This is a genomic window from Miniimonas sp. S16, assembly GCF_057748195.1.
On sequence record NZ_CM173242.1, the window covers coordinates 1052609 to 1079107 of the forward strand.

The 26499-nt window shown below is 73.6% G+C and carries 24 protein-coding genes; 11 read left to right on the forward strand and 13 right to left on the reverse strand.

Features of this window, described 5'->3' with window-relative positions; translation table 11 throughout:
* Nucleotides 1-274 precede the first annotated feature (274 nt).
* Nucleotides 275-1045: an isoprenyl transferase gene (locus AC3AQ1_RS04680; protein WP_234417777.1), complete on the reverse strand. Its 771-nt coding sequence runs from the start codon at nt 1043-1045 to the stop codon at nt 275-277.
* Nucleotides 1046-1423: 378 nt separating this feature from the next.
* Here AC3AQ1_RS04680 and trhA point away from each other — a divergent pair, with 378 nt between their 5' ends.
* Both trhA and AC3AQ1_RS04690 read left to right on the forward strand, forming a co-directional pair.
* The gene (gene trhA, locus AC3AQ1_RS04685; RefSeq protein WP_108718023.1) at nt 1424-2158 is read left to right on the forward strand and encodes a PAQR family membrane homeostasis protein TrhA; all 735 of its coding nucleotides are present in this window, start codon (nt 1424-1426) and stop codon (nt 2156-2158) included.
* A gap of 320 nt (nt 2159-2478) precedes the next feature.
* Nucleotides 2479-3687, forward strand: a complete 1209-nt coding sequence (locus AC3AQ1_RS04690) for a PPK2 family polyphosphate kinase (protein ID WP_199916528.1) — start codon at nt 2479-2481, stop codon at nt 3685-3687.
* A gap of 136 nt (nt 3688-3823) precedes the next feature.
* Here AC3AQ1_RS04690 and AC3AQ1_RS04695 read toward each other — a convergent pair whose 3' ends face one another.
* Genes AC3AQ1_RS04695 through mca form a run of 3 tightly spaced genes read right to left on the reverse strand, consistent with a single transcriptional unit; the run spans nt 3824 to nt 6023 of the window.
* Nucleotides 3824-4735 (reverse strand): nitrilase-related carbon-nitrogen hydrolase, encoded by a 912-nt coding sequence (locus AC3AQ1_RS04695; protein WP_488301226.1) that lies wholly within the window; start codon nt 4733-4735, stop codon nt 3824-3826.
* A 2-nt stretch (nt 4736-4737) separates the two neighbouring features.
* Nucleotides 4738-5136, reverse strand: coding sequence for a hypothetical protein (locus tag AC3AQ1_RS04700; RefSeq protein WP_108718025.1), 399 nt, complete (start codon nt 5134-5136; stop codon nt 4738-4740).
* On the reverse strand, nt 5136-6023 hold the full coding sequence (gene mca / locus AC3AQ1_RS04705; RefSeq protein ID WP_108718026.1) for a mycothiol conjugate amidase Mca: 888 nt from the start codon (nt 6021-6023) through the stop codon (nt 5136-5138). Before mca ends, AC3AQ1_RS04700 begins: the two co-directional genes overlap by 1 nt.
* A gap of 99 nt (nt 6024-6122) precedes the next feature.
* Between mca and AC3AQ1_RS04710 the strand changes: the two genes are divergently transcribed.
* Entirely contained in the window at nt 6123-6557 is a 435-nt protein-coding gene (locus AC3AQ1_RS04710; protein ID WP_159096380.1) for a DUF4307 domain-containing protein, read from the forward strand.
* 193 nt (nt 6558-6750) lie between these two features.
* Nucleotides 6751-7230: a transcription elongation factor GreA gene (gene greA / locus AC3AQ1_RS04715; protein WP_234417778.1), complete on the forward strand. Its 480-nt coding sequence runs from the start codon at nt 6751-6753 to the stop codon at nt 7228-7230.
* 183 nt (nt 7231-7413) lie between these two features.
* Here the strand turns inward: greA and ilvA are convergent, their stop codons facing one another.
* On the reverse strand, nt 7414-8811 hold the full coding sequence (gene ilvA, locus AC3AQ1_RS04720; RefSeq protein ID WP_370445326.1) for a threonine ammonia-lyase: 1398 nt from the start codon (nt 8809-8811) through the stop codon (nt 7414-7416).
* 69 nt (nt 8812-8880) lie between these two features.
* On the opposite strand from ilvA, the gene msrA reads away from it, so the two are divergent.
* Nucleotides 8881-9519: a peptide-methionine (S)-S-oxide reductase MsrA gene (msrA, locus tag AC3AQ1_RS04725; RefSeq protein WP_108718028.1), complete on the forward strand. Its 639-nt coding sequence runs from the start codon at nt 8881-8883 to the stop codon at nt 9517-9519.
* A 410-nt stretch (nt 9520-9929) separates the two neighbouring features.
* On the opposite strand, the gene AC3AQ1_RS04730 is transcribed toward msrA, so the two are convergent.
* The gene (locus AC3AQ1_RS04730) at nt 9930-12404 is read right to left on the reverse strand and encodes a glycogen/starch/alpha-glucan phosphorylase (RefSeq protein ID WP_370445347.1); all 2475 of its coding nucleotides are present in this window, start codon (nt 12402-12404) and stop codon (nt 9930-9932) included.
* A 418-nt stretch (nt 12405-12822) separates the two neighbouring features.
* Here AC3AQ1_RS04730 and AC3AQ1_RS04735 point away from each other — a divergent pair, with 418 nt between their 5' ends.
* On the forward strand, nt 12823-13653 hold the full coding sequence (locus AC3AQ1_RS04735; protein WP_234417780.1) for a CPBP family intramembrane glutamic endopeptidase: 831 nt from the start codon (nt 12823-12825) through the stop codon (nt 13651-13653).
* 43 nt (nt 13654-13696) lie between these two features.
* Here the strand turns inward: AC3AQ1_RS04735 and AC3AQ1_RS04740 are convergent, their stop codons facing one another.
* The 6 genes from AC3AQ1_RS04740 to AC3AQ1_RS04765 form a co-directional block, all read right to left on the reverse strand.
* A complete protein-coding gene (locus tag AC3AQ1_RS04740; RefSeq protein ID WP_108718029.1) occupies nt 13697-15175 on the reverse strand; it encodes a DUF5129 domain-containing protein in 1479 nt (492 codons plus the stop codon).
* 79 nt (nt 15176-15254) lie between these two features.
* Entirely contained in the window at nt 15255-16346 is a 1092-nt protein-coding gene (locus tag AC3AQ1_RS04745) for a PHP domain-containing protein (RefSeq protein ID WP_108718030.1), read from the reverse strand.
* Nucleotides 16347-16390: 44 nt separating this feature from the next.
* Nucleotides 16391-16795, reverse strand: a complete 405-nt coding sequence (locus AC3AQ1_RS04750; protein ID WP_108718031.1) for an FKBP-type peptidyl-prolyl cis-trans isomerase — start codon at nt 16793-16795, stop codon at nt 16391-16393.
* 75 nt (nt 16796-16870) lie between these two features.
* Nucleotides 16871-17893, reverse strand: coding sequence for an acetylxylan esterase (locus AC3AQ1_RS04755; protein WP_108718032.1), 1023 nt, complete (start codon nt 17891-17893; stop codon nt 16871-16873).
* Nucleotides 17894-17926: 33 nt separating this feature from the next.
* Complete coding sequence (locus tag AC3AQ1_RS04760; RefSeq protein ID WP_108718033.1) at nt 17927-18574, reverse strand: DUF6198 family protein; 648 nt, start codon at nt 18572-18574, stop codon at nt 17927-17929.
* 157 nt (nt 18575-18731) lie between these two features.
* Nucleotides 18732-19637 (reverse strand): Bax inhibitor-1/YccA family protein, encoded by a 906-nt coding sequence (locus AC3AQ1_RS04765; protein WP_139986690.1) that lies wholly within the window; start codon nt 19635-19637, stop codon nt 18732-18734.
* A 206-nt stretch (nt 19638-19843) separates the two neighbouring features.
* Here AC3AQ1_RS04765 and AC3AQ1_RS04770 point away from each other — a divergent pair, with 206 nt between their 5' ends.
* The 5 genes from AC3AQ1_RS04770 (at nt 19844) to AC3AQ1_RS04790 (ending at nt 24634) form a co-directional block, all read left to right on the forward strand.
* Complete coding sequence (locus tag AC3AQ1_RS04770; RefSeq protein WP_108718035.1) at nt 19844-20773, forward strand: ABC transporter ATP-binding protein; 930 nt, start codon at nt 19844-19846, stop codon at nt 20771-20773.
* Complete coding sequence (locus AC3AQ1_RS04775) at nt 20770-21639, forward strand: DUF2705 family protein (protein ID WP_108718036.1); 870 nt, start codon at nt 20770-20772, stop codon at nt 21637-21639. Before AC3AQ1_RS04770 ends, AC3AQ1_RS04775 begins: the two co-directional genes overlap by 4 nt.
* Before the next feature lie 31 nt (nt 21640-21670).
* A complete protein-coding gene (locus AC3AQ1_RS04780) occupies nt 21671-23242 on the forward strand; it encodes a sensor histidine kinase (protein WP_108718037.1) in 1572 nt (523 codons plus the stop codon).
* On the forward strand, nt 23239-23907 hold the full coding sequence (locus tag AC3AQ1_RS04785; RefSeq protein WP_108718038.1) for a response regulator: 669 nt from the start codon (nt 23239-23241) through the stop codon (nt 23905-23907). Before AC3AQ1_RS04780 ends, AC3AQ1_RS04785 begins: the two co-directional genes overlap by 4 nt.
* Nucleotides 23908-23983: 76 nt before the next feature.
* The gene (locus AC3AQ1_RS04790; protein WP_108718039.1) at nt 23984-24634 is read left to right on the forward strand and encodes a GNAT family N-acetyltransferase; all 651 of its coding nucleotides are present in this window, start codon (nt 23984-23986) and stop codon (nt 24632-24634) included.
* On the opposite strand, the gene AC3AQ1_RS04795 is transcribed toward AC3AQ1_RS04790, so the two are convergent.
* Nucleotides 24538-26487, reverse strand: a complete 1950-nt coding sequence (locus tag AC3AQ1_RS04795) for a bifunctional 3'-5' exonuclease/DNA polymerase (protein ID WP_234417782.1) — start codon at nt 26485-26487, stop codon at nt 24538-24540. The genes AC3AQ1_RS04790 and AC3AQ1_RS04795 overlap by 97 nt on opposite strands.
* Nucleotides 26488-26499: the final 12 nt, after the last annotated feature.

The window sequence follows — 26499 nt, forward strand, 5'->3', positions numbered from 1 at the left end:
CGCCTGGTGGATCAGTCCCGTCCGGCGCGGGGCCGGAGGGGACCTGGCGAGGTGGGGGCGGTCGGCCGCTGGGGCCGGCGGCCCCTGCCGTCGCAGCGGAGCTGCTTCAAGGTGGCCTCCCGGCGACCGGCGTAGGTACCGGTCACGTCTCGCACGCTAGGCACGCTACGGATCCGGGCTCGGCTCCGACACGCGCCTGCACGAGATGTCACGCAGTGTTCACATTCGTGCGCGGCGGTGGGGTGGGCGTGGGGAGGCGACGGCGCGGCGCGCCTCACCGCCCGAGGCGGCGCTCGCGCGTCGTGTAGGACCGCACGGCGCGCAGAAAGTCCACCCGCCGGAAGTCCGGCCAGTAGGCCTCGCAGAAGTAGAACTCGGTGTGCACGCTCTGCCAGAGCAGGAAGCCGCCGATCCGCTGCTCGCCGGACGTGCGGATCACGAGGTCCGGATCGGGCTGCCCCTTGGTGTAGAGGTGCGCGGCGATCTCCTCCACCGTGAGGCTCTGCGCGACCTGCTCGACCGATTCCCCGCGCGCGCCGTGCTCGCTCAGGAGCGAGCGCACCGCGTCCGCGATCTCCTGCCGCCCGCCGTACCCGACGGCGACGTTGACCGTCATCCCCTCGACGTCCGCCGTGAGTGCCTCCGCCGCGCGCAGCTGCTCGGCCGTGCTCTCCGGGAGAAGCTCGAGCGCGCCGAGTGCGTGGATGCGCCAGCGTCGCGACGTCGCGAGGCCGGCGACCGCGTCCTCGATGATCGTCACCAGGTCGCTCAGCTCCTGCGGGTCGCGGCGCAGGTTGTCGGTCGAGAGCATCCAGAGCGTGACGACCCCGACCCCGATCTGGTCCGCCCAGCCGAGCACGTCGACGATCTTCTCGGCGCCGGCCCGGTGGCCGTGCGCGGGCGGCGCGGCGACCTGCCGGGCCCAGCGGCGGTTGCCGTCCATCATGATGCCGATGTGGTGCGGGACCTCGGCCGTACGCAGCGCGCGCTGCAGGCGGCGCTCGTACAGGCCGTACAGCGCCCGGTCCACGATGCTCTCGGCCACCCGACCCTCTCCTGTCGCCCTGTGCGGCTCGTCCGCGCCGTCCATCCGCGCTCGTTCGTCGCGCGTGCCCGCGCGTCGTCCTGGCCGAGTCCTGCCTCGCCGTACCGCGACAAACTACCCCGCTGCTCGAGGCCGCGCCGCGCGGTCCGCGCCCGTGCCGCACGCGGTCGCTCCGCATGCTCACCATCTCGTCACGGGTCGACCACGTCAGGGGCGGACGGTCCTGCCGTCACGAACCTACGGTGCGGTAACCTACGGTGACGTAACCACGCGCCGCCCGTGCGCCGTGGCCGCACCGGACGCATGACGGCCACCGGGCCGCGGGCGCTGACGGCGAACCGCCCTCGGCCGCGCGACGGCGACGAGCCAGGAGGTGGGATGACGCGCGTGAGCGACCCCCAGCACGAGCAGGACGAGCGGCGCCCGCAGCGACCGCAGCGCCCGACCGTCGAGTCCGCCGTCGAGCAGCTCGCGGCCGCGGTCAAGCCGCGCCTGCGCGGCTGGATCCACGCCGGGATGACGCCGTTCGCGATCGCCGTCGGCGTCACGCTCCTGGTGATCTCGCCCACGCCCGCGGCGCGCTGGAGCACGCTCGTCTTCGGGCTCGCGACGACGATCCTGTTCGGCGCGAGCGCCGTCTACCACCGCGGCACGTGGTCCCCGCGCACCCTGGCGATCCTGCGCCGGATCGACCACTCGAACATCTTCCTCGTCATCGCCGGCACCTACACGCCCCTCGCGGTGCTCCTGCTGCCGACGCCGACCGCGAGAACCCTCCTCCTCGTGGTCTGGGCAGGAGCGCTCGTCGGCATCGCCCTGCGCGTGTTCTGGCTCTCCGCCCCGCGCTGGCTCTACGTCCCGATCTACCTGGCGCTCGGCTGGGTCGCGGTGGCGTTCCTGCCGTCCTTCTACCGCTCGGGCGGCCCAGCCGTGATGTGGCTGGTCATCGGCGGGGGGCTCGCCTACACCCTCGGCGCGGTGGTGTACGCGCTCAAGCGCCCCAACCCGAGCCCGCGGTGGTTCGGCTTCCACGAGATCTTCCACGTCGGCACGCTGCTCGGGTACACGTGCCACGCGATCGCGATCTTCATCACGGTGCTCGCGCTGCGCTGAGCCGTCCCCGCACACCCGGGTCGCGCTGCTCCACACTGGCCGGGTGCGACGGGGTCGGGTCGTGACACGCGGTCGGGCCGTGACACGGTGTGACGCGAGAGCGACTCACCCTCACGCCGCAGCGACTCGCCTCGCGACACCGCCCGAACGCCTGGCTTTGACCTGCAGCGACGCGCGGACGACCGACGCGGAGGCACGCCCAGTCGCTCTCCCGTCACGCCCAGTCGCTCTCCCGTCACGGCGGACCAGCGCCCGACGGCGACCGCAGCGCCGAGCGCTCGGGTCGCCTACGCTCGCCTCACCGAGCGACGGAGACAGCAGTGGCGCAGAGCACCGCATCGAAGAAGGCCGCCAAGGCCAAGGGCAAGACCGGCAAGAACGGCAAGCCCGAGGAGGCGAAGAACGGCAAGGCCGGCAAGTCGAAGGGCAAGCCCGAGAAGGCGAAGAACGGCAAGGCCGGCAAGTCGAAGACCGAGCCCGACAAGGCCGAGGAGGCCAAACCCCCGAAGGGCAGGCGGCCCGGGCCCGACAAGCCTGCGCCGGACACGAGCACGGCCACCAAGGCCACCAAGCCCGTCAAGCCCGCCAAGCCCGAACCCACGGACGCCGACGAGCCCGACGTGTACACCGCGGACCCGGTCGAGGTCACCCAGGAGGGCGCGAAGGACTGGTCCGAGCCGGTCGGCCCGCTCCTGCGCCCGGGCAACGGGTTCGACCTCGCGACGTTCGACGCCGGCGCCACCCCGGGCTGGGACGGCTCGGAGAAGGACGCCGAGCGGCGGATGGCAGCGCTCGGCGAGGAGCTGTCCGAGCTCCAGGAGCGGCTGTACGCCGAGGGCCGCTCCGGCGGGACTCGATCGGTCCTGCTGGTGCTGCAGGGCCTGGACACCTCGGGCAAGGGCGGTATCGCGCGCCACGTGCTCGGCATGGTCGATCCGCAGGGCGTCGCACTGCGCTCGTTCGGCGTGCCGACCCTCCAGGAGCGTGAGCACCACTTCCTCTGGCGCATCCGCAATGCGCTTCCGCCCACCGGGCGCATCGGCCTGTTCGACCGCTCGCACTACGAGGACGTCCTCGTGGCGGTGGTCGACGAGCTCGCGCCGCCGGAGGAGCTCGACGCCCGCTACGGCGAGATCAACGACTTCGAGGCCGAGCTGGCGGGCAGCGGCACCACGATCGTGAAGGTCGCGCTCGTGATCTCGCCCCAGGAGCAGTACGACCGCCTGCACGAGCGGCTCGAGCGCCCCGACAAGCACTGGAAGTTCTCGGTCGGCGACCTCGCGACGCGCGCCAAGTGGCCGCAGTACACGCAGGCGTACCAGCGCGTGTTCGACCGGACCTCCACCGAGGGTGCGCCCTGGCACGTCGTGCCCGCCGACAACAAGTGGTTCAGCCGGCTCGTCGTCACCGAGCTGCTCACGCAGGCGCTGCGCGACCTCGACCTCGGCTGGCCCGTCGCCGACTTCGATGTCGACGCAGCCCGCGCCGCGCTCGAGGAGACGAAGGACCAGGGCACGACGGCGAGCTGACCTCCCGGCGTCGGCGCCACCCGGCGCGGCGCGGGTGAGTCGTGCGCGCCGGTCCGTCGCCCGCGTGACGGCCGATCCCGTGGGGTCAGTCGGTCGCGCGGGTCAGTCGGTCGCGCGGGTCAATCGTCCCCCGCGGTCAGTCGGTCGCGCGCTCGGCGGGCACCACGCGGTAGCGCCGGTGTGCCAGCACGGGGACCCGCTCGCGCACGGCCCGCAGCTGCGCGAGGTCGACGTCCGCCGTGAGCACGTGCGTGTCGGACGGGGCGCCGTCGTCCTCGCCGACCGCGGAGACAAGCACCGCCCCGGTCGGGTCCACCACGGCGCTGGCGCCGACGCGCCCGTGCCCGCCCTGGCTCGCGAGCGCCAGGTAGGCCGTCGTCTCGATGGCCCGGGCCCGCGTCAGCACGGAGAGCTGCTCGACCTTGCCGGGCCCGCTCGCCCACGCGGCGCCCACGGCCACGACGTCGGGCGGCCGTGGCGGCTCGATTGCCGCCGCCGCCTGCCCGGCCCGTGCCGGCGTGGCGGCACCGTCCGCGAGGTCGAGCAGCGCGCGGACGGACTCGGGGAACCGCAGGTCGTAGCACGTCACCACGCCGAGCCGGAGCGAGGCGTCGCGGCACGGCACGTCGAGCACGAGCGGGCGGGCCGGGTCGCCCGCGTCGAGCAGGTCCGACTCACGCGCCCCGAACGCGTCGTAGCGGTGCACCTTGGCGTAGCGCCCGAGCTCGGCGCCGTCCGGACCCACGACGACGGTGACGTTGAGCGCACGACCCTCCTGCGCCGTCGGGAGCACGACCCCCGCGACCACGGTGACGCCGCACGCCGTGGCGACCTCGCGCAGGGCGGCGAGGAACGGGCCGTCGTCCGGCTCGGCGAGGGCGGGCACGAGCCGCGCCTCCCAGCCCGACGCGTACTCGGGCAGCACGACGAGCCGGGCGCCCTCCGCGGCCGCCTCCCGCACGGCGCGTACCGCCTCGGCTCGCGCGGCCGCCCGACCCGCCGGCTCGGCGCCGTGGTCGGCCGACAGCTGCACGACGGCGAGGCGCACCCTCACGGCTCCTCCCGCCGCTCCTTCGTGCTCGCGGGCGCGTCGGCCACGGGCGCATCGGCCACGGGCGCGTCGGCCGCGTCGGCGACGCGGACCACGTCACCCGAGCCGTCCGCGCCGGTGACGATCCCAGCGCCGGCACCCGAGCCGGCCTGCGCCGGGCCACCCTCGGACCGCCCGCCCGACGCGGCGCGCTCCGCGAGGAGCTGCTCGTCGGCGAGGCGCTGCTCGGCGTTCTGCGCGCGGCGCAGGTGCTTGATGAAGGAGCGGATGAGCACGAGCAGCGCGAGCGCCAGCGCGAACGTCACGACGAACCCGAGCAGGCCGGGCGTGACCTCGTCCGGGTCGGGCGCGGTGTCCGCGAGCACGAGGCCGACGGCGAGCACGCCTGCCCCGGCCATCAGCGCAGCCCCGCGAACAGGTCGGTCTCGAGCTCGCCGTCGTCGGCCGCTGCGCCGGAGGACGCACCCGCCGCGCCGTCCGCGCCCGAGCCGAGGGTGCTCGCGACGAGCTCGAACTCGTCCCAGGGCCACACGCGTGCCTCGAGGTCGCGCGGGACGGCGAAGAAGAAGCCGTCCGGGTCGATCTGCGTGGCGTGCGCAAGCAGCGCGGCGTCGCGGGCGGGGAAGTACTCGGCCACGTCGATGCGGGTGGTCGGGGTGCGCCCGCCCTCGCCGTCCCACTCCGCGAGCCACGACCCGAACGGCGACTCCGCGCCGTCCGCGACCAGCGCCTCGTGCACCGCGACCATCCGCTGGCGGCGGAACGCCGCGTGGTAGTAGACCTTCGCGACCTGCCACGGCTCCCCGAGCTCGGGGTGCTGGGTGGGGTCGGCGGCCGCCTCGACCGCGGCCATCGAGACGACGTGAGTCATGATGTGGTCCGGGTGCGGGTAGCCGCCGCTCTCGTCGTAGGTGAGCAGCACCTGCGGGCGGAAGTCGCGGATGCGGGCCACGAGCGCCGGCACCGTCTCGGTCAGCGGCGCGAGGGCGAAGCAGCCGTCCGGCAGTGGGGGCAGCGGGTCACCCTCAGGCAGTCCGGAGTCCACGAAGCCGAGCCACTCCTGCCGCACGCCGAGCGCCTGCGCGGCGGCGGCCATCTCGCGCCGGCGCAGCCCGGGCAGGTCGGACAGGACCTCGGGGTCGTGCGCGAGGCGGGGGTTGAGCACGTCGCCCCGCTCACCTCCGGTGCACGTGACGACCAGGACGTCCACGCCCTCCGCGGCGTACTTCGCCATGGTCGCGGCGCCCTTGCTGGACTCGTCGTCGGGATGCGCGTGCACGGCCATGAGGCGCAGCTCGCTCACGTAGCCTCCAGGGTGGTTCGCGGGCCCGGACGGGCCCCGCGGAAGTTGGACGTTCCCATCCTCGCACCCCACACTGGACGGGTGAGCCAGCCCTCCCCCGACCTGCTCGTACGCCGGTACGGGCAGTCGCGCCGGGGCGCGGGCGGCGGCGCCGGGCGCTCGAACCGGCTCGCGGTGATCGGCAGCGTCGTCGTCGCGCTCCTCGTCACCGCCGTGGTGGTGTGGCTCCTCGTCCGGCAGACCGCGCCGGTCGCCACGGCGACGGTCGGCACCTCGCGCATCGTCTCGGACTCGGTCGTCGAGGTGGACCTCACCGTGGTCCGCTCGGATCCGAGTATCGCCGTCCGCTGCTCGGTCGAGGCCCTCGACGGCACACTCGCGCAGGTCGGCGCGCGCGACGTCGAGATCCCCGCGGGCACGGACGGCCACGTGACCGTCCCCGTCGAGATCACCACGTTCACCCGCGCGGAGCAGGGCCGGGCGATCGAGAACAGCTGCGTCGCCGCCGACTCCTGACTCCGCGGAACACCCGCGCGCCCGGATTCGACGGCGGTACGCGCCACGATCGCGCGGCATCGGCGGTATCATGGTCGTTTCGCCGCTCATGCGGCACTCGACGCCACGTCCCGGCGGGACGTGGCGTCGGCACGTAGGGTGCGAGGCGCCGTCGCCGGACTGCCCTCCCCCATCGCACGCGAAGGAGACAGACGTGGCCGCTACCACCTGGCTGACCCAGGACGCCTACGACCGGCTGAAGGCCGAGCTCGAGCACCTCAAGGGTCCGGGCCGCGCCGAGATCACGGCCCGCATCGAGCAGGCCCGGTCCGAGGGCGACCTCAAGGAGAACGGCGGTTACCACGCCGCCCGCGAGGAGCAGGGCAAGGCCGAGGGCCGCATCCGCCAGCTCGAGGAGATCCTCCGGACCGCGGAGGTCGGCGAGGCTCCCCCGGACGACGGCGTGGTGGAGGCCGGCATGGTCGTCACCGCGGAGGTCGGCGGCGACGAGCTGCGCTTCCTCTTCGGCTCGCGCGAGGTCTCCGGCGACACCGACCTCGACGTCTTCTCGCCGTCGTCCGCGCTCGGTGCGGCGATCGACGGCAAGAAGGTCGGCGAGACGACGTCGTACACGACGCCGAAGGGCGTGGAGATCTCCGTCAAGATCATCGACGCCAAGCCGTTCGCCGGCTGACCCGGCGGACCGGCCAGGCTGACCGACCGACCTCGGTCCTGCCGTGCCGCTCAGCGCGACGCGCACTCGAAGGGCTCACCGCCTCGACGCGGTGGGCCCTTCGTGCTGCGTGCCTCGGTCGCGGCGTTCGCCGCGCGCGGTGGGCGCCGATCGCAGGGGGCGAGCGGTGCCCGACGGCGAGCCTCACCGCTCGACCGTCGGGTACCCCTCCCGGCGCATCGCCGCCACGATCGTGGCCGAGTGGTCCCAGCCCTTCGTCGCGATCTCGAGGTCGACCGTGGTGTCCTCGATCGAGATGCCGACGCCGGTCCGCACGTGCGAGACCGTGACCACGTCGCCCCGGCAGGCACCGACCACGCCGAGCAGGCCGGCGAGAGCGCCGGGGCGGTCCGGGATCGTCGCGCGCAGGTGCAGGTAGCGGCCCGCGGCCGCCATGCCGTACCGGAACAGCTTGCGCAGTAGCACCGGGTCGACGTTGCCGCCCGACAGCACGACGACGACAGGCCGCTCGCGGTCCACGAGGTCGGCGGCCGCCGCGTTCCCGCCCGCCCGGTAGGCGGGCACGAGCGCCGCGATCCCGGCCGCGCCGGCGGGCTCCACCACCTGCTTGGCCCGCTCGGCGAGCGAGAGCACGGCGCGGGAAAGCTCGTCCTCCGAGACCGTCACCACCGGCACCCCGCGACCGGCCACGACGGCGAACGGCACGTCTCCCGGCAGGCCCACCGCGATGCCGTCGGCCATCGTCCGCTGCGGCGGCACGCTGACGGGGCGGCCGGCGGCCAGCGACGCCGGGTAGGCCGCGGCGCGCGCGGCCTGGACCCCGATGACCCGCACGTCGGCGGGCACCGCGGCGGCGATCCCGGCCAGCAGCCCACCGCCGCCCGTCGGCACGACGATCGTGCCGACGTCGGGCACCTGCTCGAGGATCTCCAGTCCGACCGTGCCCTGACCGGCCACCACGGCGGGGTGGTCGAAGGGGTGCACGAACGTGCGGCCCTCCTCCAGCGCCACGAGTCGCGCCCGCGCCACCGCGTCCTCGACCGTGTCGCCGTCCAGGACGACGCGCGCTCCGTAGGACTGCGTCGCCTCGACCTTCGGCAGCGCCGCGTCGGCAGGCATGTGCACCTCGGCGTCCACGCCCAGTCGCCGCGCCGCCCAGGCCACGCCTTGCGCGTGGTTGCCCGCGCTGGCGGCGACGACGCCGCGGCGCCGCTCGCCGTCGGACAGCTGCGCCATCCGGTTCATCGCGCCGCGGACCTTGAACGAGCCGGTGCGCTGCAGGTGCTCGCACTTGAGTCGCACGTCCGCGCCGAACAGGGCGGAGTAGGCCTCCGAGGTCTCGATCGGCGTGCGGTGCAGCGCGTCCCCCAGCACGGCCCGGGCGGCAAGCACGTCCTCGAGCGAGACCGTGGGCGGGGCTGCCTGCGAGGCGGCGGCCGGGGTGCCGGCACCGTGTCCGGCGTGCTCACCGACGGCGTGGCCGGTCCCGTGGTCGATCGTGTGGTCGACCGCGTGGTCGACCGCGTGGTCGGAGGGTTCCAGGGCGCGGTCGGGGGCGAGATCGAAGGGCTGCTCACGCACCCCGCCAGCCTGCCACGGGGAACACTCCGGCGCCCGGCACGGTTGACCCTCTGAGGAGAGGAGAGCGCCATGTTCTTTGCGAAGGCCCCCGTCATGGTCACCGTCGACGAGGCACTGCCCGGCCGGGAGACGCCCGCGTTCGACACCGAGGGGACCCACCGGGTGCTCGGAACCCCCATCCACGGCCCCTGGCCGGAGGGCACGCAGGTGCTGTACGTCGCGATGGGGTGTTTCTGGGGCGAGGAGAAGCACTTCTGGCAGATCCCCGGGGTGGTGACGACCGCCGTCGGGTACATGGGCGGCTTCACGCCGAACCCGACCTACGAGGAGACGTGCACGGGCCGCACCGGTCACACCGAGACGGTGCTGATCGCCTACGACCCCGCGCGCGTCTCGCTCGACACGCTGCTGGAGACGTTCTGGACCCAGCACGACCCCACCCAGGTGTACCGACAGGGCAACGACCGCGGCACGCAGTACCGGTCCGCGATCTTCTGGACCACGCCCGAGCAGGCCGAGAAGACCGCCGCGACGCGGGAGGTCTACCAGGAGCGCCTCACGGCGGCCGGGTACGGCGCGATCACGACCGACGCGCGGCCCGCGGACGAGGCCGGCCCGTTCTGGTACGCCGAGCCGTACCACCAGCAGTACCTCGTGTGGAACCCGACGGGCTACTGCCCGCTGCACGCGACGGGCGTCACCTTCTAGAAGCGCTGCTCGGGCGTGCCACGCTGCGGCGCGGCCCGGGCGGGCGTGAGTCCGGCGCGCGCGGCCGCGGGAGCCGGACACCCGAGCGTACGCTCGGGTCCCCCCGCCGCTTTGACTGGTCGCCGTGTCACATTGACTGGCTGGATCACCCGGCACCCGCACGGGCACTTCGGTCATCCCGCTGACCTGCGGCGACGCCAGGGGCCAGAGCCGCTCGAGGATCTGGCCAGTCAATGCGACCGGGCCACCAGTCAAACCGACCGGGCCGCCGGGCAGGCGGCGGTGGCCCGCGCCACGCGCCGGTCACCCGAGCCGACGACGGCGAGGGGGCGCCTCCCGCAGGAGGCGCCCCCTCGCCGTCGTGCCCGTGGCACCCGACGTGCGCGTCGCCCACCCGGCGAGGACCGCCGTCAGAACGTCGGCGGCGTGTGCCAGATGCGGTCGATGTAGTCGCGCATCGACCGGTCGGAGGAGAAGTACCCGGACCGGGCGACGTTGAGGATCGCCGAGCGGGTCCACGCCTCCTGGTCGGCGTAGGCGGCGTCGACCTTCTCCTGCGCCTCGAGGTAGGAGGCGTAGTCGGCCAGCACCATGAAGCGGTCCTCGTACAGCAGGTTCGCCACCACCGGCTCGAACGTCGTCTTGTCGCCGCCGGAGAACGCGCCGGAGGAGATGAGGTCGATCGCGCGGCGCAGGTTCGGGTCCGCCTCGTAGAACGAGCTCGGCACGTATCCCTTCGCCGCGAGCGCCTCGACCTCGGGCTCGAGCATCCCGAACAGGAAGAAGTGCTCGTCGCCGACCAGCTGGCGGATCTCGACGTTCGCGCCGTCGTCCGTCCCGATCGTGAGGGCGCCGTTGAGCGCGAACTTCATGTTGCCCGTACCCGAGGCCTCCTTGCCGGCGAGCGAGATCTGCTCGGACAGGTCGGCGGCCGGGATGAGCTTCTCGGCGAGCGTGACGTTGTAGTTCGGCGGGAACAGGACGTTGATCCGGTCCTGCACCTTCGGGTCCGCGTTCACCACGGTGCCGACGGCGTTGATGAGGTGGATGATCTCCTTCGCCATCTTGTAGCCCGGCGCCGCCTTGGCGCCGAACACGAAGGTCCGGGGCGTGACGTCGGCGGGGTCCAGCTCGCCTGTGGAGATCCGGTCGTAGAGCGTGACGATGTGCAGCACCTTGAGGAGCTGGCGCTTGTACTCGTGCAGGCGCTTGACCATCACGTCGAGCATGTGGTCGTCCCCGACCGAGAGGCCGTCGCGCTGCTGCAGCACGCCGTTGAGGCGACGCTTGTTGTGCGCCTTGACCTCACGGAAGCGCAGGCGGAAGTCCTCGTCCTCGGCGAACGGCTCGAGCTCGCGCAGCCGCTCGAGGTCGGTGATCCAGCCGACCCCGACCGCGTCCGTGATGAGCTCCGACAGTGCCGGGTTCGCCAGGCGCACGAACCGCCGCGGCGTGATGCCGTTGGTGACGTTCGTGAACTTGCCCGGGTAGAACTCGTCGAAGTCCGGGAGCACCTTGTCCCGCAGCAGCTGGGAGTGCAGCTCGGCGACGCCGTTGACCTTCGCGCCGGCGACGGTGGCCAGGTAGGCCATCCGGACCGACCGCTCGGGGTGCTCGGCGATGATCGACATCCGCCGGATCCGCAGCTCGTCGTCGCCGAACCGCTCGCGCACGGCCTCGAGGAACTCGTCGTTGATCCGGTAGATGATCTCCAGGTGCCGCGGCAGCAGCTTGCCGAGCAGCGCGACCGGCCAGACCTCGAGCGCCTCCGGCAGCAGGGTGTGGCAGGTGTACGCGAAGCACTTCTGGGTGATGGCCCAGGCGTCGTCCCAGTCCATCTTGCGCTCGTCGACGAGCACGCGCATGAGCTCCGGCACCGCGATCACCGGGTGGGTGTCGTTAAGCTGGAAGATGATCCGCTCCGGCAGCCTGGCGAGGTCGAAACCCTCGGGCAGCACGTCGTCGAGGAAGTTCGCGATCGACGCGGCGACGAAGAAGTACTGCTGCTGCAGCCGCAGCTCCTTGCCCTGCGGCGTGGAGTCCTCGGGGTAGAGCACCTTGGAGATGTTCTCCGCGAAGGTCTGCGCGCGCACGGCCTCCTCGTAGTCACCCGAGTTGAAGATGCGCAGGTCGAACGCGTCGGTCGCCACCGCGCGCCACAGCCGGAGCGTGTTGACGCGGCCGTTCTGGTAGCCCGGGACCATGTAGTTGTAGGGCACGGCCTGCACGTTCCACGCCGGAATCCAGCGCGAGCGCTCGACGCCCTCGTCGTCGTAGGTCTCGGTGCGACCGCCGAAGTGGACCGTCTGCGCCGCCTCCGGGTGCGGGAACTCCCACGGTGCGCCGAGCGCGAGCCAGGAGTCGGGCTGCTCGACCTGGCGCCCGTCGACGAAGGTCTGCCGGAAGATGCCGTACTCGTACCGGATGCCGTACCCGATGCAGGGCACGCTCATCGTCGCGAGCGAGTCGATGAAGCACGCGGCGAGCCGGCCGAGGCCGCCGTTGCCCAGCCCGGGCTCCACCTCCTGGGCCCGCAGGTCCGCGAGGTCGATGCCGCACTGCGCGAGGCCCTGCTTCACGATGTCCGTCAGACCGGTCGCGAGCAGTGCGTTGTTGAGCTGCCGCCCGAGCAGGTACTCCGCGGACAGGTACGCCACACCCTTGGACTGCGTGTCGGCCTGGCGCCGCAGCGTCTCGAGCCAGCGCGCCATGAGGTAGTGCCGCACCGTGCGGGCCAGCGCGAGGTACTGGTCGTTGACCTCGGACCCCGTCAGCGCCACACCCTGACCGAAGTTCAGCTCGCGCAGGAACTCGCGCACGAACCCGTCGACCGAGCTCGCCGGCGATCCCACCGGGGACAGCGCCAGCGGGTGGGTCGCCTTCAGGCGGTGGGCCGCGGGCGCGGTCGTGGCAGCCTGCGCTGCGGGGGACGACGGCGAGCCCTGGGTCTCGTTCGTCGGTGCGGTGTTCGGCACGGAGTCTCCTGCGGTGATCTCGGACACGCGCCAACGCTAACGGGTACGTGGCCTCGCGGGACACGGTTGGTGGCGCTCGACGTCGGCGGCGGCCGGACCGGATCGGGGCGTCGTGCCCCGCAGGAGCCCCGAAACCGGTGCAACTTGCCGCAAGCGACGTTGCGGAGATGTGATGCAGTTCACACTGACGGGCCCCGGCAATCGGATGCGACGTGGCGTCGTGCTCAGGCTGTGATCCGACCGTGGCCGCACGTGATCGGGTCCCGCCTCCGGACGTGGACCGCTCGCCGGCGGCGGCACCGCACGTCCCGTGCGACAGACTGACCCGATGACGACCCCGGCGCCCCGCGCGACGCTCGCCAGCCCGACGTCCGGCTGGGGCGTCGCCGCGATGGCGCTGGTCAGCGCGAGCGCGGTCGTGCTCTACGTCGCCCGCTCGCCGTGGGGCTACGCGGTGCTGGCGGCCGGCCTGCTCCTGGCGTACGCCGTGGACCGGGTGCTGCTGCGCTCGCTGGCGTGCGTCGCCGTCGGGCTCCTGCTGCTCTCGGCGACGGACCTCGCGGCGGACCTGAGCGATGCGGGGATGGTGCGCTTCGCCGTCGTGCTCTCGTTGGCGGTGCTGCTGCCGACGCTCGCGTCGCGGCGCCTCGTGGCGCGCGACGCCGTGGTGTTCCCGCTGCGCACCGGGCGGCGCTGGTCGCGCGGCGCGTGGGCGTACCTCCTCGTCGTGGTGACCGCGGGCTACCTCGTCCTGCCGTGGTACTTCCTGTCCTCGGGCGCCTACCGGAACTGGCCGGCGATCGAGACCGGCAACGAGATCGGCCGGCTGTTCGTCGGCGTCAACGCCGTGGGGATCTGGGACGAGCTGTTCTTCGTCTGCATCGTGTTCGCGCTCTACCGCCGGCACGTGCCGCTCTGGCTGGCCAACCTGCTGCAGGCGGTGGTGTTCGTGTCGTTCCTGTGGGAGCTCGGCTACCGCTCGTGGGGTCCGCTGCTCACGATCCCGTTCGCGCTGATCCAGGGCTGGACGTTCGCGCTCACGAAGTCGCTCACCTACGTGGTGACGGTGCACCTGCTCTTCGACGCGGTCGTGTTCATGGTGCTCGTGCACGCCCACAACCCCGAGCTGTTCGACATCTTCCTCACCGCGCCCTGGTGAGCGCGCGCCCGACCGGCGACGCGAGCGCGGCGCTCAGAAGCGCTCAGAACCGGGACGAGCTGCCCGACCCGCTGAAGCTGCCGCCGCTGCTGTAGCCCGCCGTCGAGCCACCGGCGCCCGACGCGCTCACGCGCGAGGACTCCACGGCGTGCGTCCCGGAGACCACGCCGCTGCGGAAGGCCCCGACCGCGAACCAGGTCCACGTGGGATCACCGGTCGCGAGGATGGTCGTCTCGGCCGGGCGGCGTGCGCGGGCCTTGCGCAGCTCGTCCGTGACGAGCTCCTCCTCGGACTCCTTCTCCCCCACCACCCGCGCCACGGCGGCGGCGAGCGTGTCGAGCGCGGTGGACAGCGCGTCGCGCGCGGCACGGAGCCGGTCCAGGCCGTCGTCAGGGGTCAGCACGCCTGTCTCGAGGCCGCCGCGCAGCTCGCTCAGCTCCCCGTCCAGGCGCCCGGCGAGCTCGCGCAGCGCCGCCACCTCGGGCAGGTCGCGCGCCTCGTCGGGCAGGGTGTCGCTCAGCAGGTCCGGCACCTGGTCCAGATCGCGCCGCAGCGGCTCGACCTCGTGCGCCCACACGCTCTCCCAGGTCGCGCCGCGGGTGAGGAACGTCGCCGTCGCCGCGATGACGTCGTCGAGGGCGTCCAGGCGCTCGGCCTCGGCGCGGAACCGGGTGAGGGTGGCGAGCGCGGCGGGTGAGTCGTAGTCGGGCTCCGGGATCGCCTGCGCCTCGCCTGCCAGGGGCGTGAGGGTGCGGAACGCCTGGGTGTACTCGTCGAGCCGCTCGAGCATCGCGCCGCCGTAGCGCGAGGACTCGGGGATCACGCGCGCGTGCACCTGCGTGACGTCCAGGTCCCGCACCACGTTCGCGTACGCCGTGTCGCCCGCTGCACGCGCCTGCGCGCTGCGGCGGGACCGGCGCATCCCGGTGCCCACGTAGGCGGCCGAGCCGCCGAGGGTGAGCAGCCACGCGAGCGCCGGAAGCATGCCACCGGCCCAGCGCACGCCGGGCTCGTTCATCCGCGCGGCGGCCGCGTCGATCCCGTCGATCGCCCCGTCGGTCCACTGCCCGGCGCGGAAGTCGTCCTTGGTCGCCTCCTGGATCTGGTCCTGTGCCTCCTGGGCCACAGCGCGGTTCTCCCCGAAGTACGTGCCCACGAGGCGACCCTCGGGATCGACGGCGAGGATGAACAGATCGTCGGCCCACGTCTGGCCGTCGGCCGAGAGCCAGTCCGGGCGCTCCTCCTGCGCGTAGGCGAGGACCGCGTTGTTGAGCGCGTAGTCGTCCGTGAGCGCCGCGGTGCCGCCCGCGTTCGTGAAGACCGCGACGGTCGTCGGCTCGTAGAACCGCACGTCGTCCACGCCGTCGAGCAGGTCGGGCGCGTAGAGGATCCCCGCGGTGTCCTCGATCTGCACCTCGGTCGCCGCGAGGCCGGGCGCCTGGGCGAGGTAGGTCGCCGTCGCGGTCCCGGCGATGCCAAGGGTGGCGACGGCGCTGACGAGAACGCGTCGGCGGACGGACATTGGGCTCCTCGCGGGTCGGATCGAGTGGGGTCGGGGCTGCGGCGAACCGTCCAGCGTAGTCCGCGACGGCGAGGTCGTGTCAGCCGTGGCTCGTGGTCCACTCCAGCAGTCGCTCCACCGGCCACGTCGTGATCACGTCGTCCGGGTCCACCCCGGCACGGGCCGCGCGACTCGCCGCGAGCGGCAGCCAGGAGAGCTGGCCGGGGGCGTGGGAGTCGGAGTCGATCGAGAACAGGCAGCCCGTCTCGACGGCGAGCGCGATCAGCTCCTGCGGCGGGTCGCGCCGCTCGGGGCGGGAGTTGATCTCGACGGCGGTGCCGAGCTCCCGGCACGCCTCGAACACGATCTCGGCGTCGAAGGTCGACGGCGGGCGCGGCTTCCCCTCGACCTTGCGGCCCGTGCAGTGGCCCAGCACGTCGACGTGCGGGTTCGCGACGGCGGTCACCAGCCGCCGCGTCATCGCCGCCGACTCCATCCGCAGCTCGCTGTGCACCGACGCGACCACGACGTCGAGCCGGCCGAGCAGCTCGCTCTCCTGGTCCAGCGACCCGTCCGGAAGGATGTCCACCTCGATACCGGTGAGGACGCGGAACGGCTCGCCCTCGCCGTCGGACGCCTCGTGCTCGGCCACCAGCGCCTCGTTGAGCGCGGCGATCTCGTCGAGCTGCGCGCGCAGGCGCGCCGGGCTCAGGCCGCGCGCCACCGTGAGGCGCGGGGAGTGGTCGGTGACCGCGAGGTAGGAGCGGCCCAGGCGGCGGGCCACGCGGGCCATCTCCCCGGCCGGCGTGGAGCCGTCGGAGGCCTCGGTGTGGGAGTGCAGGTCGCCGCGCAGCCGGGCGGCGAAGGCCCGGCCCGCGTCGTCGTCCACCGCCAGTACCTCGGTGGCCGAGGCGCGCGCGCTCACGAGGGCCGTCGGGACGGTCCCGGCGAGAGCCTGGGTGATGGCGGTCGCCGTCGAGGACCCGATCCCGGGCAGTCGCTGCCACGCCGCGGCGGACGTGCCGAGGGCCTCCCGGCCCTGCGCCGGGAGGCCCTCGACCGCGTCGGCCGCGTTGCGGTAGGCCATGACGCGGTGGCTGTCGACCCGCGCGCGCTCGCGCCAGAACGCAATCTCCCGCAGCGCCGCGACGGGGTCGGGCGCCTCGGGGTCGAAGACGTACGGGTCGCTCATCCGTCGGGTCGGGGTCGGGTTCGAGATTGGGGACGAGACCGGGCTCAGCGGGCCCCGACGATGTCGACGACGAACACCAGCGTGTCCGTGCCCTTGATCCCGGCCGCCGGCATGCCGCGGTGGCCGTAGCCGAGGTGCGGCGGGATCGAGACGAGGACGCGCGAGCCGATCTGCTGACCGACGAGCGAGTCGTCCCAGCCGGAGATCACGGCACCGACGCCGATCGGGAACGAGATGGAGGAGCCGCGGTCGTAGGAGTTGTCGAAGATCCGACCACCCCAGGTCTGGCCGAGGTAGTGCACCTCGATGCTCTGGCCGGCCTCGACCTCCTCGCCGCTGCCCTGCTCGAGCACCTGCACCTGCAGGTCCTCGGGTGCGGGGGTCTCGGGGAAGGAGAGGACGGGCTTCTCACCGAACGTGCCGGTCACGGTGGGCAGCGACTGAGCCATGGGGGTCCCTTCTCGGGTGGAGTCGTGCGAACACCTCAGCCTAAGCGGAGGCCCCCGCGCGCGCCGTCGACGGCCTCACGCCCCGAGCTGCTCGAGGAAGGCGCGTTGGCGCGGCCAGCGGTAGCCCTCCCCGCCCTCGTGGCCGTTGTAGCGGTAGACGTCGATCTGCGACCCGGCGCGGTGCCCGTAGTGGTTGAACGCGGCGTACACCGTGGACGGCGGGCACGTCATGTCCATGAGGGCCGCCGAGAACAGCGCGGGCGCCGTCGCGCGCATGCCGTGGTGGGCCGCGTCGAGGTAGGACCACGTGCGCGCCACCATGGCCTCGGCGGCCGGGTCGCGGTGGGTGTGCAGGTAGTCGGCGAGCTCGCGGTAGGGGTACGCGTCGGTCATCCCCATCGCGCGGGTCACCTGGCACAGGAACGGGACGTCGGGCATCACCGCCACCAGGTCGGGGGCGAGGCCGCCGACGGCGAGCGCCAGTCCCCCGCCCTGGCTCACCCCGGTCACGGCGACCCGGGCCGGGTCGACGCCGTCCAGGCCGCGCATGACGGCGACGGCGCGCACCGCGTCGACGTAGACGCGCGTGTAGTAGTGCTCGCGCGGATCCTCGATGCCGCGCGTCATGAGGCCCGGGACGGTGGGGCCGGACGGCCCGACCGGATCGGGCGTGCCGCCGCCGGTCCCCCACGTCGCACCCTGGCCGCGGGTGTCCATCACGAGGTGCGCGCGGCCGGACGCGGCCCAGGCGAGCCGCTCGTGCGGCAGACCGCGGCCGCCGCCGTAGCCCAGGTACTCCACGACGCCGGGGATGCCCGCGCTGCTCGCGTGCGGGCGAGGTGAGCCAGCCCGTCCCGCGCCACCGTGTGCTGGCCGGGCGAGCCACGCCTTGATGCGGTGGCCGCCGTAGCCCGCGAAGTCGACGTCGAACACCTCGACCGCGCTCAGGCCGGTGTCGACAGGCGCGATCCGCACGTCGAGGTCGTGCTCACGCGTCTCCTCCAGGACGGAGGTCCAGAACACGGAGAAGTCGCGCGGGACCGGGAGGATCGGGCGGTAGGAGGGGAGCTCGGCGGCGGGGATGTCGAAGAAGGCCACGGCGTACCAGCCTAGGCCGTGCGGGTCGCTCGCTCAGGTTCCGAGGTAGCGGCCCGGCTTGTGGTTGAGCACGAGCACGACGCTGAGCAGGACCGCGCCCGCGGCCGAGAGCAGGACCCTCGAGGGCTCGACCACGGTGAACGCCAGCAGCACGACCGCGACGTCGAGTGCCATCTGCACGTAGCCCGCGCTCCAGCCGAGCCGTTCGTGAAGGGTGAGGGCGAGCACGTTGAAGCCGCCCAGGCTCGCCCGGTGCCGGAACAGGATGAGCAGGCCGATGCCGGCGAGCAGGTTGCCGGTGAGCACGGCGTACACCGGCTCGATCGGCACGGCGAGCCGCGTGAAGGGGTGTACCGACGCGAGGGCCGACGCGAGCGCCACCGCCGCGACGCTGCGCAGCGTGAACTGCCAGCCCTTGACTCGCACCGCGAGCGCGAAGAACGGCACGTTGACGAGAAAGAAGAGCAGCCCGAACGGCACGCCGGTCGCGTACCCGAGCAGGAGGGAGAGCCCGGCGGTGCCTCCGGTCACGGCGTTCACGCTGTGCAGCAGGTCGAGCCCGAGCGATGCCACGAAGGCACCGGAGAGGATGCCGAAGACGTCCTCGGCCACGGAGTGCCGCAGCCCCGGAGTCTGGGGTCCGTACGGTGCGGTGGCAGCGCCCGGGGTGTCCGTGGCCATGCCGCGATGCTGCCACGACCGTGTGTCGGGCAGATGACCCGGGCCGCGCGCGCGCCGCCGAGCCACGACGCTCGCCCGCGCAACGACGACGCCCGGCCCCCAACCGGGGACCGGGCGTCGCATCGAGCAGAACCGCCGCGTCGAGCGGCGGACGCGATCAGTTGCGCAGGATCGCGAGGAGGCGCAGGAACTCCAGGTACATCCACACCAGGGTGACGGCGAGGCCGAAGGCCGCCGACCAGGCGTAGCGCGCCGGGGCGCCGCGACGGACGCCCTTCTGGATCGAGTCGAAGTCGATGACGAGCGTCGCCGCGGCGAGCACCACGGCCGCCACGCCGATGAGCACGCCCAGCCAGCCGCTGCGCAGGCCCCAGCCGTCGAGCACGCCGGTCCACATCAGGACCAGGTTCACGAGGGAGAAGATGAGGTAGCCGACGAGCGCGGTGAGCACGATCTTCTGGAAGCGCGGAGTGTTGCGCACCTTGCCGCTGCGGAAGAGCAGGAGCACCGCGACGAACGTGGCGACGGTCGCAAGGACCGCCTGCGCCACGATGCCGGACCACTGCGACTCGAACACCGAGGAGATCGCGCCGAGGAACAGGCCCTCGAACGCCGCGTAGGCCATGATCAGGCCTGCCGACGGCTCCCGCTTGAAGGCGTTGACCAGGCCGAGCACGAGGCCGCCGATGAGGCCGACGATCATGAGCGGCGTCTGGATCGCCGGCATGCCCAGCAGCGACGGGGCGAACCAGGAGAACGCGCCGAACGCCACGATGGTGCCGAGCACGAGCCCGGTCTTGACGATCACGTCGTCGTAGGTCATCCGGCCGGTCTCGGCGGCGCCGGCGGCGGGCATCCGGTACTGCTGCTCGAGCTGGTCGGCCGCCACCGGGACGGGCGGGAGGGTCGAGGTCGGCGAGTAGCTGCCGTACTGACCGGGCTGGCCGTACGCCTGCTGCCCGGGGGCCGGCGCCACGTTCGGGACGCCGAGCTGCTGGCGCTGCTTCTTCGCCTGCTCGCTCTCCCCGAAGTAGGGGTCGTTGGTGAAGTACGGGTTGCTCACGCGAGCTCTCCAGAATCGATGGGGTGATGGGTCGTGCTCACTCATCGTAGAGAACGCCGCCCGCGAACGGCGTGTTCCCGACTCCCCCTGCGGGATGAAACGTCTCCCCCGACCGGGTGAGCACCCCCGCGCGAGGTTCCGTCCGCTGGCGCTGACCCGCTCGCCGTCGGGGTCCTAGCGTGGAGCCCGGCGGAAGGGAGCCCACCATGATCGAGGCAGAAGGCCTCACCAAGCACTACGGATCGAAGGTCGCCGTCGACGGCGTGTCGTTCCGTGTGGAGCCGGGCCGGGTCACCGGCTTTCTCGGCCCGAACGGTGCCGGCAAGTCGACCACGATGCGGATGATCGTCGGCCTGGACACACCGACGGCGGGCCGGGTCACCGTCAACGGGAAGCAGTACGCGCAGCTGCGCGCCCCGCTGCACGAGGTCGGCGCCCTCCTCGAGGCGAAGGCCGTGCACACCGGCCGCAGCGCCCGCAACCACCTGCGCGCCCTGGCCGCCACGCACGGCATGCCCACGCGGCGGGTCGACGAGGTCATCGAGATGACCGGGCTCGGCTCGGTGGCCGACAAGCGGGTCGGCGGATTCTCACTCGGCATGGGGCAGCGCCTCGGCATCGCCGCCGCGCTGCTCGGCGACCCGCGCACCGTCATCCTCGACGAGCCGGTCAACGGCCTCGACCCCGAGGGCGTCAAGTGGGTCCGCACGATGGTGCGCTACCTCGCCGACCAGGGCCGCACCGTATTCCTCTCGAGCCACCTCATGAGCGAGATGGCGATCACCGCCGACGAGCTCGTCGTGATCGGGCGCGGCCGAATCATCGCCACCGGCCCGGTGCAGCAGGTGATCGAGCAGACCACGAGCTCCTCGGTGCTCGTCCGTTCCCCCCGCGCCCGCGAGCTCGCCGACCGGATCGCCGGTGACGGCGTCACGGTCACGGCGTCGGACGACGTCACCCTCAGCGTCCGCGGCCTCGACGCCGCGCGGATCGGTGACCTCGCCGCCGCGCAGGGCATCGCGCTGCACGAGCTGACCCCCCAGACCGCCTCGCTCGAGGAGGCCTTCATGACCCTCACCGCGGACGACGTCGAGTACCACTCCTCGCCCGCACCCCAGGAAGGACAGGCGGCATGACCACCGCGACCATCGACGCCCCGAGCCGCACGAGCCACCGCACGCGGCAGCCCGGCCGGGTCACGTTCGCCCACCTGATCCGCTCGGAGTGGATCAAGCTCGTCACCCTGCGCTCCACGTGGTGGACGCTCGCGATCACGGTGCTCGCGATGATCGGCATGGCCGCCGCGATCGGCTCGGCGGCCAACGTGATGGCCGACGCCGCGGGTGGCGGCGCCGCCGCGACCGCCGGGATCGGCGAGACCGTCATGACGTTCGGCTACTTCTTCGGTCAGGTGACCGTCGCGGTGCTGGGCGCCCTCATCGTGACCGGCGAGTACTCCACGGGCATGATCCGCTCGACCTTCGCCGCCGCCCCCGGGCGCATCGGCGCCCTGCTCGCCAAGGCCTGCGTGCTCGCCGCCGTCGTTTTCGTTGTCGGCGTCGTCGGTGTCCTGCTCTCCTACCTCGTCACCTACCCGATGCTCACGGGCAGCGGCATGGCGGCCTCGCTCGGCGACGGTTCGACCTGGCGGGTCATCGCGGGCGCCGGTGTGTACCTCACGCTGGTCGCCCTGCTCGCGTTCGCGATCGGCACGATCGTGCGCAACAGCGCGGGGACGATCGCCGCCGTGCTCGGGGTCCTGCTCATGCTCCCGCTCGCGTTCCAGATCCTCACCGCGATGGGCCAGAAGTGGGCCGTCAACGTCTACCCGTACCTGCCGAGCACGGCCGGGGAGCGGCTGATGTCGACGGGCAGCGCGCTCGAGGCCGCGAACAGCGCCGGGACGACGCTGGAGTGGTGGCAGGGCGGGCTCGTGCTCGCCGGTTACGTGGCCGTCCTGCTCGTCGTCGGGCTCACCCTCGCCAAGAAGCGCGACGCCTGATCGCCCGTTCCCGCCTCGAGCGCGACCGCGCGTGAACCGCCCCGCGACCGACCGGCCGGGCCCCTCGGGCCCGGCCCGCGGCGTGCCCGGCGCCGGTGGTCACCACGGCCGCAGCAGCGGAACCGGGTTCGCACCGCGCACGACGGCGAGCGACGCCACCCTCGCGGTCCGTCGCCTCGGTCCGGTGCGCTTGTGGGCGGCGCGCCACCCGCGCGCCGTCGACGTCCTCGTCATGGCGGGCTACGCGGTGCCCGCCCTTCTTCAGGTCACGATGAGCGCGCCGACGACCGGTCCCCTCCTCGGTCCGGCGCAGGGCACGTGGTCGGACCTGGTGCTGCTCGTCGTCGCCGTCGTCGTCCTCGTGGGGACGACGGCGGCCCTGTGGTGGCGGCGCACGCGGCCGGAGGTGGCGCTGGCGGCGTGCCTCGTGCTCGCCGTCGTCGGCATGCTCGTCCTGGGCACGTCGCTGGGCGGCGACGTCGCGGTCGCTTTCACGATCTACGCCGTCGCCGCAAACCGCGGACCCCGCCGCGGCTGGACCTCGTTCGCGGTGGCCACTCTGCTCATCGCGGGTGCGAGCGCCGCGACGGTGCCGCTCGACGTGCTCGTGGCCGAGTCAACCCCGCAGGACGTCGCCACGGCGGACGAGGCGCCGATCCCGGCGAGCCCGTGGGAGGCGCGCATCGTGGTGGGCTCGCTCGTCGCGCTGCTCAACCTCACCGCGCTGACGATCGGGAACGGCGTGTACAACCGCCGCCGGCACGAGCAGGGCATCGTCGACCGGCTCAACCAGCTCGCCCTCGAGCGGGACCAGCGCGAGCAGCTCGCCGTCGCCGACGAGCGGGCGCGGATCGCGCGCGAGCTGCACGACGTCGTGGCGCACTCCCTCACCGTGATGGTCACCCTGGCCGAGGGCGCGGCTCGCGTGGCACCGCGTGACGCCGAGCGCGCCGCCGCCGTGATGCGCGAGGTGGCCGCGACCGGGCGCACGGCGCTGGCCGACACCCGCCGCGTGGTCGGCGTGCTGCGCGCGGACCGGCTCACCGGGGAGCCGCGCAGCCTCCTCGACCTGCGCGAGGAGGACGCCGGCCCGGCATCAGCGGCCAGCTCCGACGACGGTGGCGCGCCGCTCGAGCCCGCGCCGACCCGCGGTCTGGAGGATCTCGTGGCCCAGTTCCGCTCGGCGGGGCTCGCGGTCACCCTCACCCGCACGGGTCCCGACCTGCCCCAGGACTCCGCGCTGCGCCTCACGGTCTACCGGCTCGTGCAGGAGGCGCTCACCAACGTGCTGCGCTACGCGCCGCTCGCGACGTCGATCACGGTCGAGGTCGAGCGCACGCCGGACGACGTGCGGCTCAGCGTCGCCAACACCGCCGGCCCCGGACCGCAGCGCCCGGTGCCGGGCTCGGGTCGCGGGCTCATCGGGATGCGCGAGCGGGTCGCGGTGCTCGGGGGCACGCTCGACGTCGGGGCAGCGCCCGGCGGCTGGCGCGTGCGGGCGGTGCTGCCGTGGCACGACGACGACGGCGGCGAGCGCGACGGCGAAGGCGACGGCGACCGGGTCGACGGGAGCGCCGGCGCACCTGGAAGGATCGAGCCGTGATCCGCGTGCTGCTCGTCGACGACCAGGCCCTCCTGCGCACGGGCTTCCGGCTCGTGCTGGAGGCGGTCGAGGACATCGAGGTCGTCGGCGAGGCGGCCGACGGTGAGGTCGCCGAGCGCATGGCGCGCGCGCTGCGACCGGACGTCGTGCTCATGGACGTGCGGATGCCGGGCCGCAACGGGATCGACGCCACGGCCGCGATCACCACCGCGCTGCCCGAGGTTCGCGTCCTCATCCTGACCACGTTCGACCTGGACGAGTACGCGTTCGCGGGCCTGCGCGCGGGGGCGAGCGGCTTCCTGCTCAAGGACACCCAGCCGGACGAGCTCGTCGCCGCGATCCGGTCCGTGGCCAGCGGCGACGCCGTGGTGTCCCCCCGCGTCACCCGCCGGATGCTCGACCTGTTCGGCGCCCGGCTGCCCGACGGCGCCGGCGAAGGCACCGCGGCGGCCGATCCCGCGCTCGCGTCGCTGACGCCGCGGGAGCTGGAGGTGCTCGAGCTGATCGGCGTCGGGCTGTCCAACACGGAGATCGCCGACCGGCTCGTCGTCTCCGAGGCCACGGTCAAGACCCACGTGGGCAACGTGCTCGCCAAGACCGGTTCGCGTGACCGGGTGCACGCCGTCGTGCTCGCGTACTCCACGGGGCTGGTCCAGCCGCGCTGACGAGCGACGCCACCACTCCCGGCGCGGCAGCGCGACCTCCCCCGCGGGCGCACCCCGCGCGGGTACCCTGCCCGGCATGGGGTCGACGCCGACCGTGGGAGCGCCACACATCGCCGTTCGCGAGATCACGCCTGCGGACGGGGAGTTCCTCGTGGACATGGTCCTGGAAGCCGTGAACTGGGAGCGCGAGCACCACACCCGACGCGGCGTGCTCGGCAACGCGCGCCTGTCCCGGTACGCCGTCGGCTGGGGGCGACAGGGCGACCTCGGCCTCGTCGCCGTCGACCTCGACGGCCCGCGCGGCCTGCACGTGCCCATCGGCGCGGCGTGGCTGCGGTACTTCGCCAGCTCCGAGCCCGGCTACGGGTTCTACGAGCCGGGCGTCCCCGAGCTCACGCTCGCGATCGTGCCCGGTCGGCGCCGGCTCGGCATCGGCCACGCCCTGCTCGCCGCGCTCATCGCGCGCGCCCGGGAGTCCGGCGTGCGACGGATCAGCCTCTCGGTCGCGCGCGACAACGAGGCCGCCGTCCGGCTGTACACGCAGGCCGGGTTCGTGAGCGTCGGTGAGGGCAAGGGCCCCGGCGGCACCTGGACCATGCTCCTGGAGATGTCCGACGGCGAGGGCGCACCTCAGCCCGTCGGCTCGCCGCCGAGCGCCTCGGCTCGTGAGGGCGCGTCGGACGCCTCGGCGAGCGCCTCCTCCGCGCCGCCGTCCACCTCGTCGTAGCTCTCCGCCACGACGACGTCGAGCGGCACGAGCGATCCCCAGCCGCCGTCGTCCGGCGTCGACGGTGCCAGCCCCGCGAGTCCCGACGACTCGGCCAGTGCCGCCGGCTCGGGCAGGTGCCCGAACAGCAGGCGCGAGGCCTGCGCGGCGGACTCGCGCAGCACGCGCTCGACGTCGGGCACGAGCGCCGCCGGGGTGTGCACCACCAGCTCGTCGTGGAGGAAGAACGCGAGGTGGGGCTCGCCGTCGGGCACGACGCCCCGGTGGTCGGGCCGATCCGGCGCCTCGACCCGACCGAGCGCGCGCAGCCCGAGCCGCACCCCGGCGAGCCACGCGAGCGCCCACTCCGCCGCCGTCCCCTGGACCACGAAGTTGCGGGTGAACCGCCCCCAGTCGCGTGCCCGGCTGCGCGCGCGGGACTCCGCGGCGGCGCCGGCGTCCGCGTCGGACGCGGCCTGCTGGGTCTCGCGCCACGCGGCCGACGGCGGCGGCGAGCTCCGGCCCAGCCACGTCGTCACGATGCCGCCCGCCTCGCCGACCCGTGCGGCGTCGTCCACCAGGTGCATCGCCCGCGGGTAGGCGCGGGCCAGCCGCGGCAGGAGCAGCACCGACTGCCCGCTGGTCGAGCCGTAGAGCACGGCGAGCATGCCGACCTTCGCGTGCGCGCGGGTGTCCACGACGCCCGCGTCCACGAGGCCCTGGTAGAGGTCGCCCGCGGCGCCGGCCCGCAGCATCGCCTGGTCGGCGGCCATCGCCGCGAGCATGCGCGGCTCGAGCTGCGCGGCGTCCACCACGACGAGCCGCCAGCCCGGATCGGCCCGCACCGCACCACGGATCACCTTGGGCAGCGACAGTGCGCCGCCGCCGCGTGAGGACCAGCGACCCGTCACCACGCCCGCGGGTACGTAGTCCGAGCGGAACCGGCCGTCGCTCACCCAGGCGTCCAGCCACGCCCACCCGTTCGCGGACGCGAGCCGCGCGAGCGACTTGTACCGCAGCAGCGGCTCGACCACCGGGTGCTCCTGCCGCGCGAGCTCCCAGCGGTTCGTGCTCTCCACGTCGAGCCCGTTGCGCCGCAGCTCGCGCAGCAGGTGCGGCTGGGAGTCGGGGTTGAGGCGGGGGGCGTCGAGGCGGTCGCGGATCTCGCCGGCGAGCTCCTCCAGCAGCCGCGGGCGCACCGTGTGTCCGGCCATCGGGCGCGGCCGCTCGCCGAGCAGGCGCGTGAGCGTCGCCTCGTGCAGGTCGCGGCGGAACGGCAGGCCGTCGTGCCGCAGCTCGACCGCGGCGAGCGCACCCGAGCACTCCACCGCGAGCAGCAGGCGCAGGCGGTGGCGCACCGATCCGGTCACGGACTCGAGGATGCGCCGCTGCCAGGTCCACTCGGCGACGACGTCGCGGATCGGCTCCGGCGCGGCGTCCGCGGGCGGCCCGACGGCGAACAGCGCGTCGTCCGCCGGCTCGCCACCCTCGTGGCGCGCCTCGCGCGACTCGCGCCGATCGCTCGGCACCGGTGCCCTGGCGCCGGCTTCGACGGGAGCCTGGCCACCGTCCCAGTGCGACCACGCGGGGTCGGCGCCCGCGCCGGTGTCAGGTGAGTCACGGGCCAGGAGCGCCGTGCTGGCGAGGATGCGGTGGGCGAGGAAGAGGTCGTGGCACCGCGTGACGCGGACACCGGCGCGCAGCAGCGCGTCGTAGCGCAGCGCCGTGGAGTCCCACACCCACCGCACGTCGGACACGTGCCCGTCGTCGAGCGAGGCGACCAGCTGCGGAAGGTGGGCGACGTCGAGGACGCGAGGCTCGCCGTCGTGCACCACGACGGTGTCCGCGCGGAACTCGAGCAGGACGTCGCGCACGGTGCCAGCCTC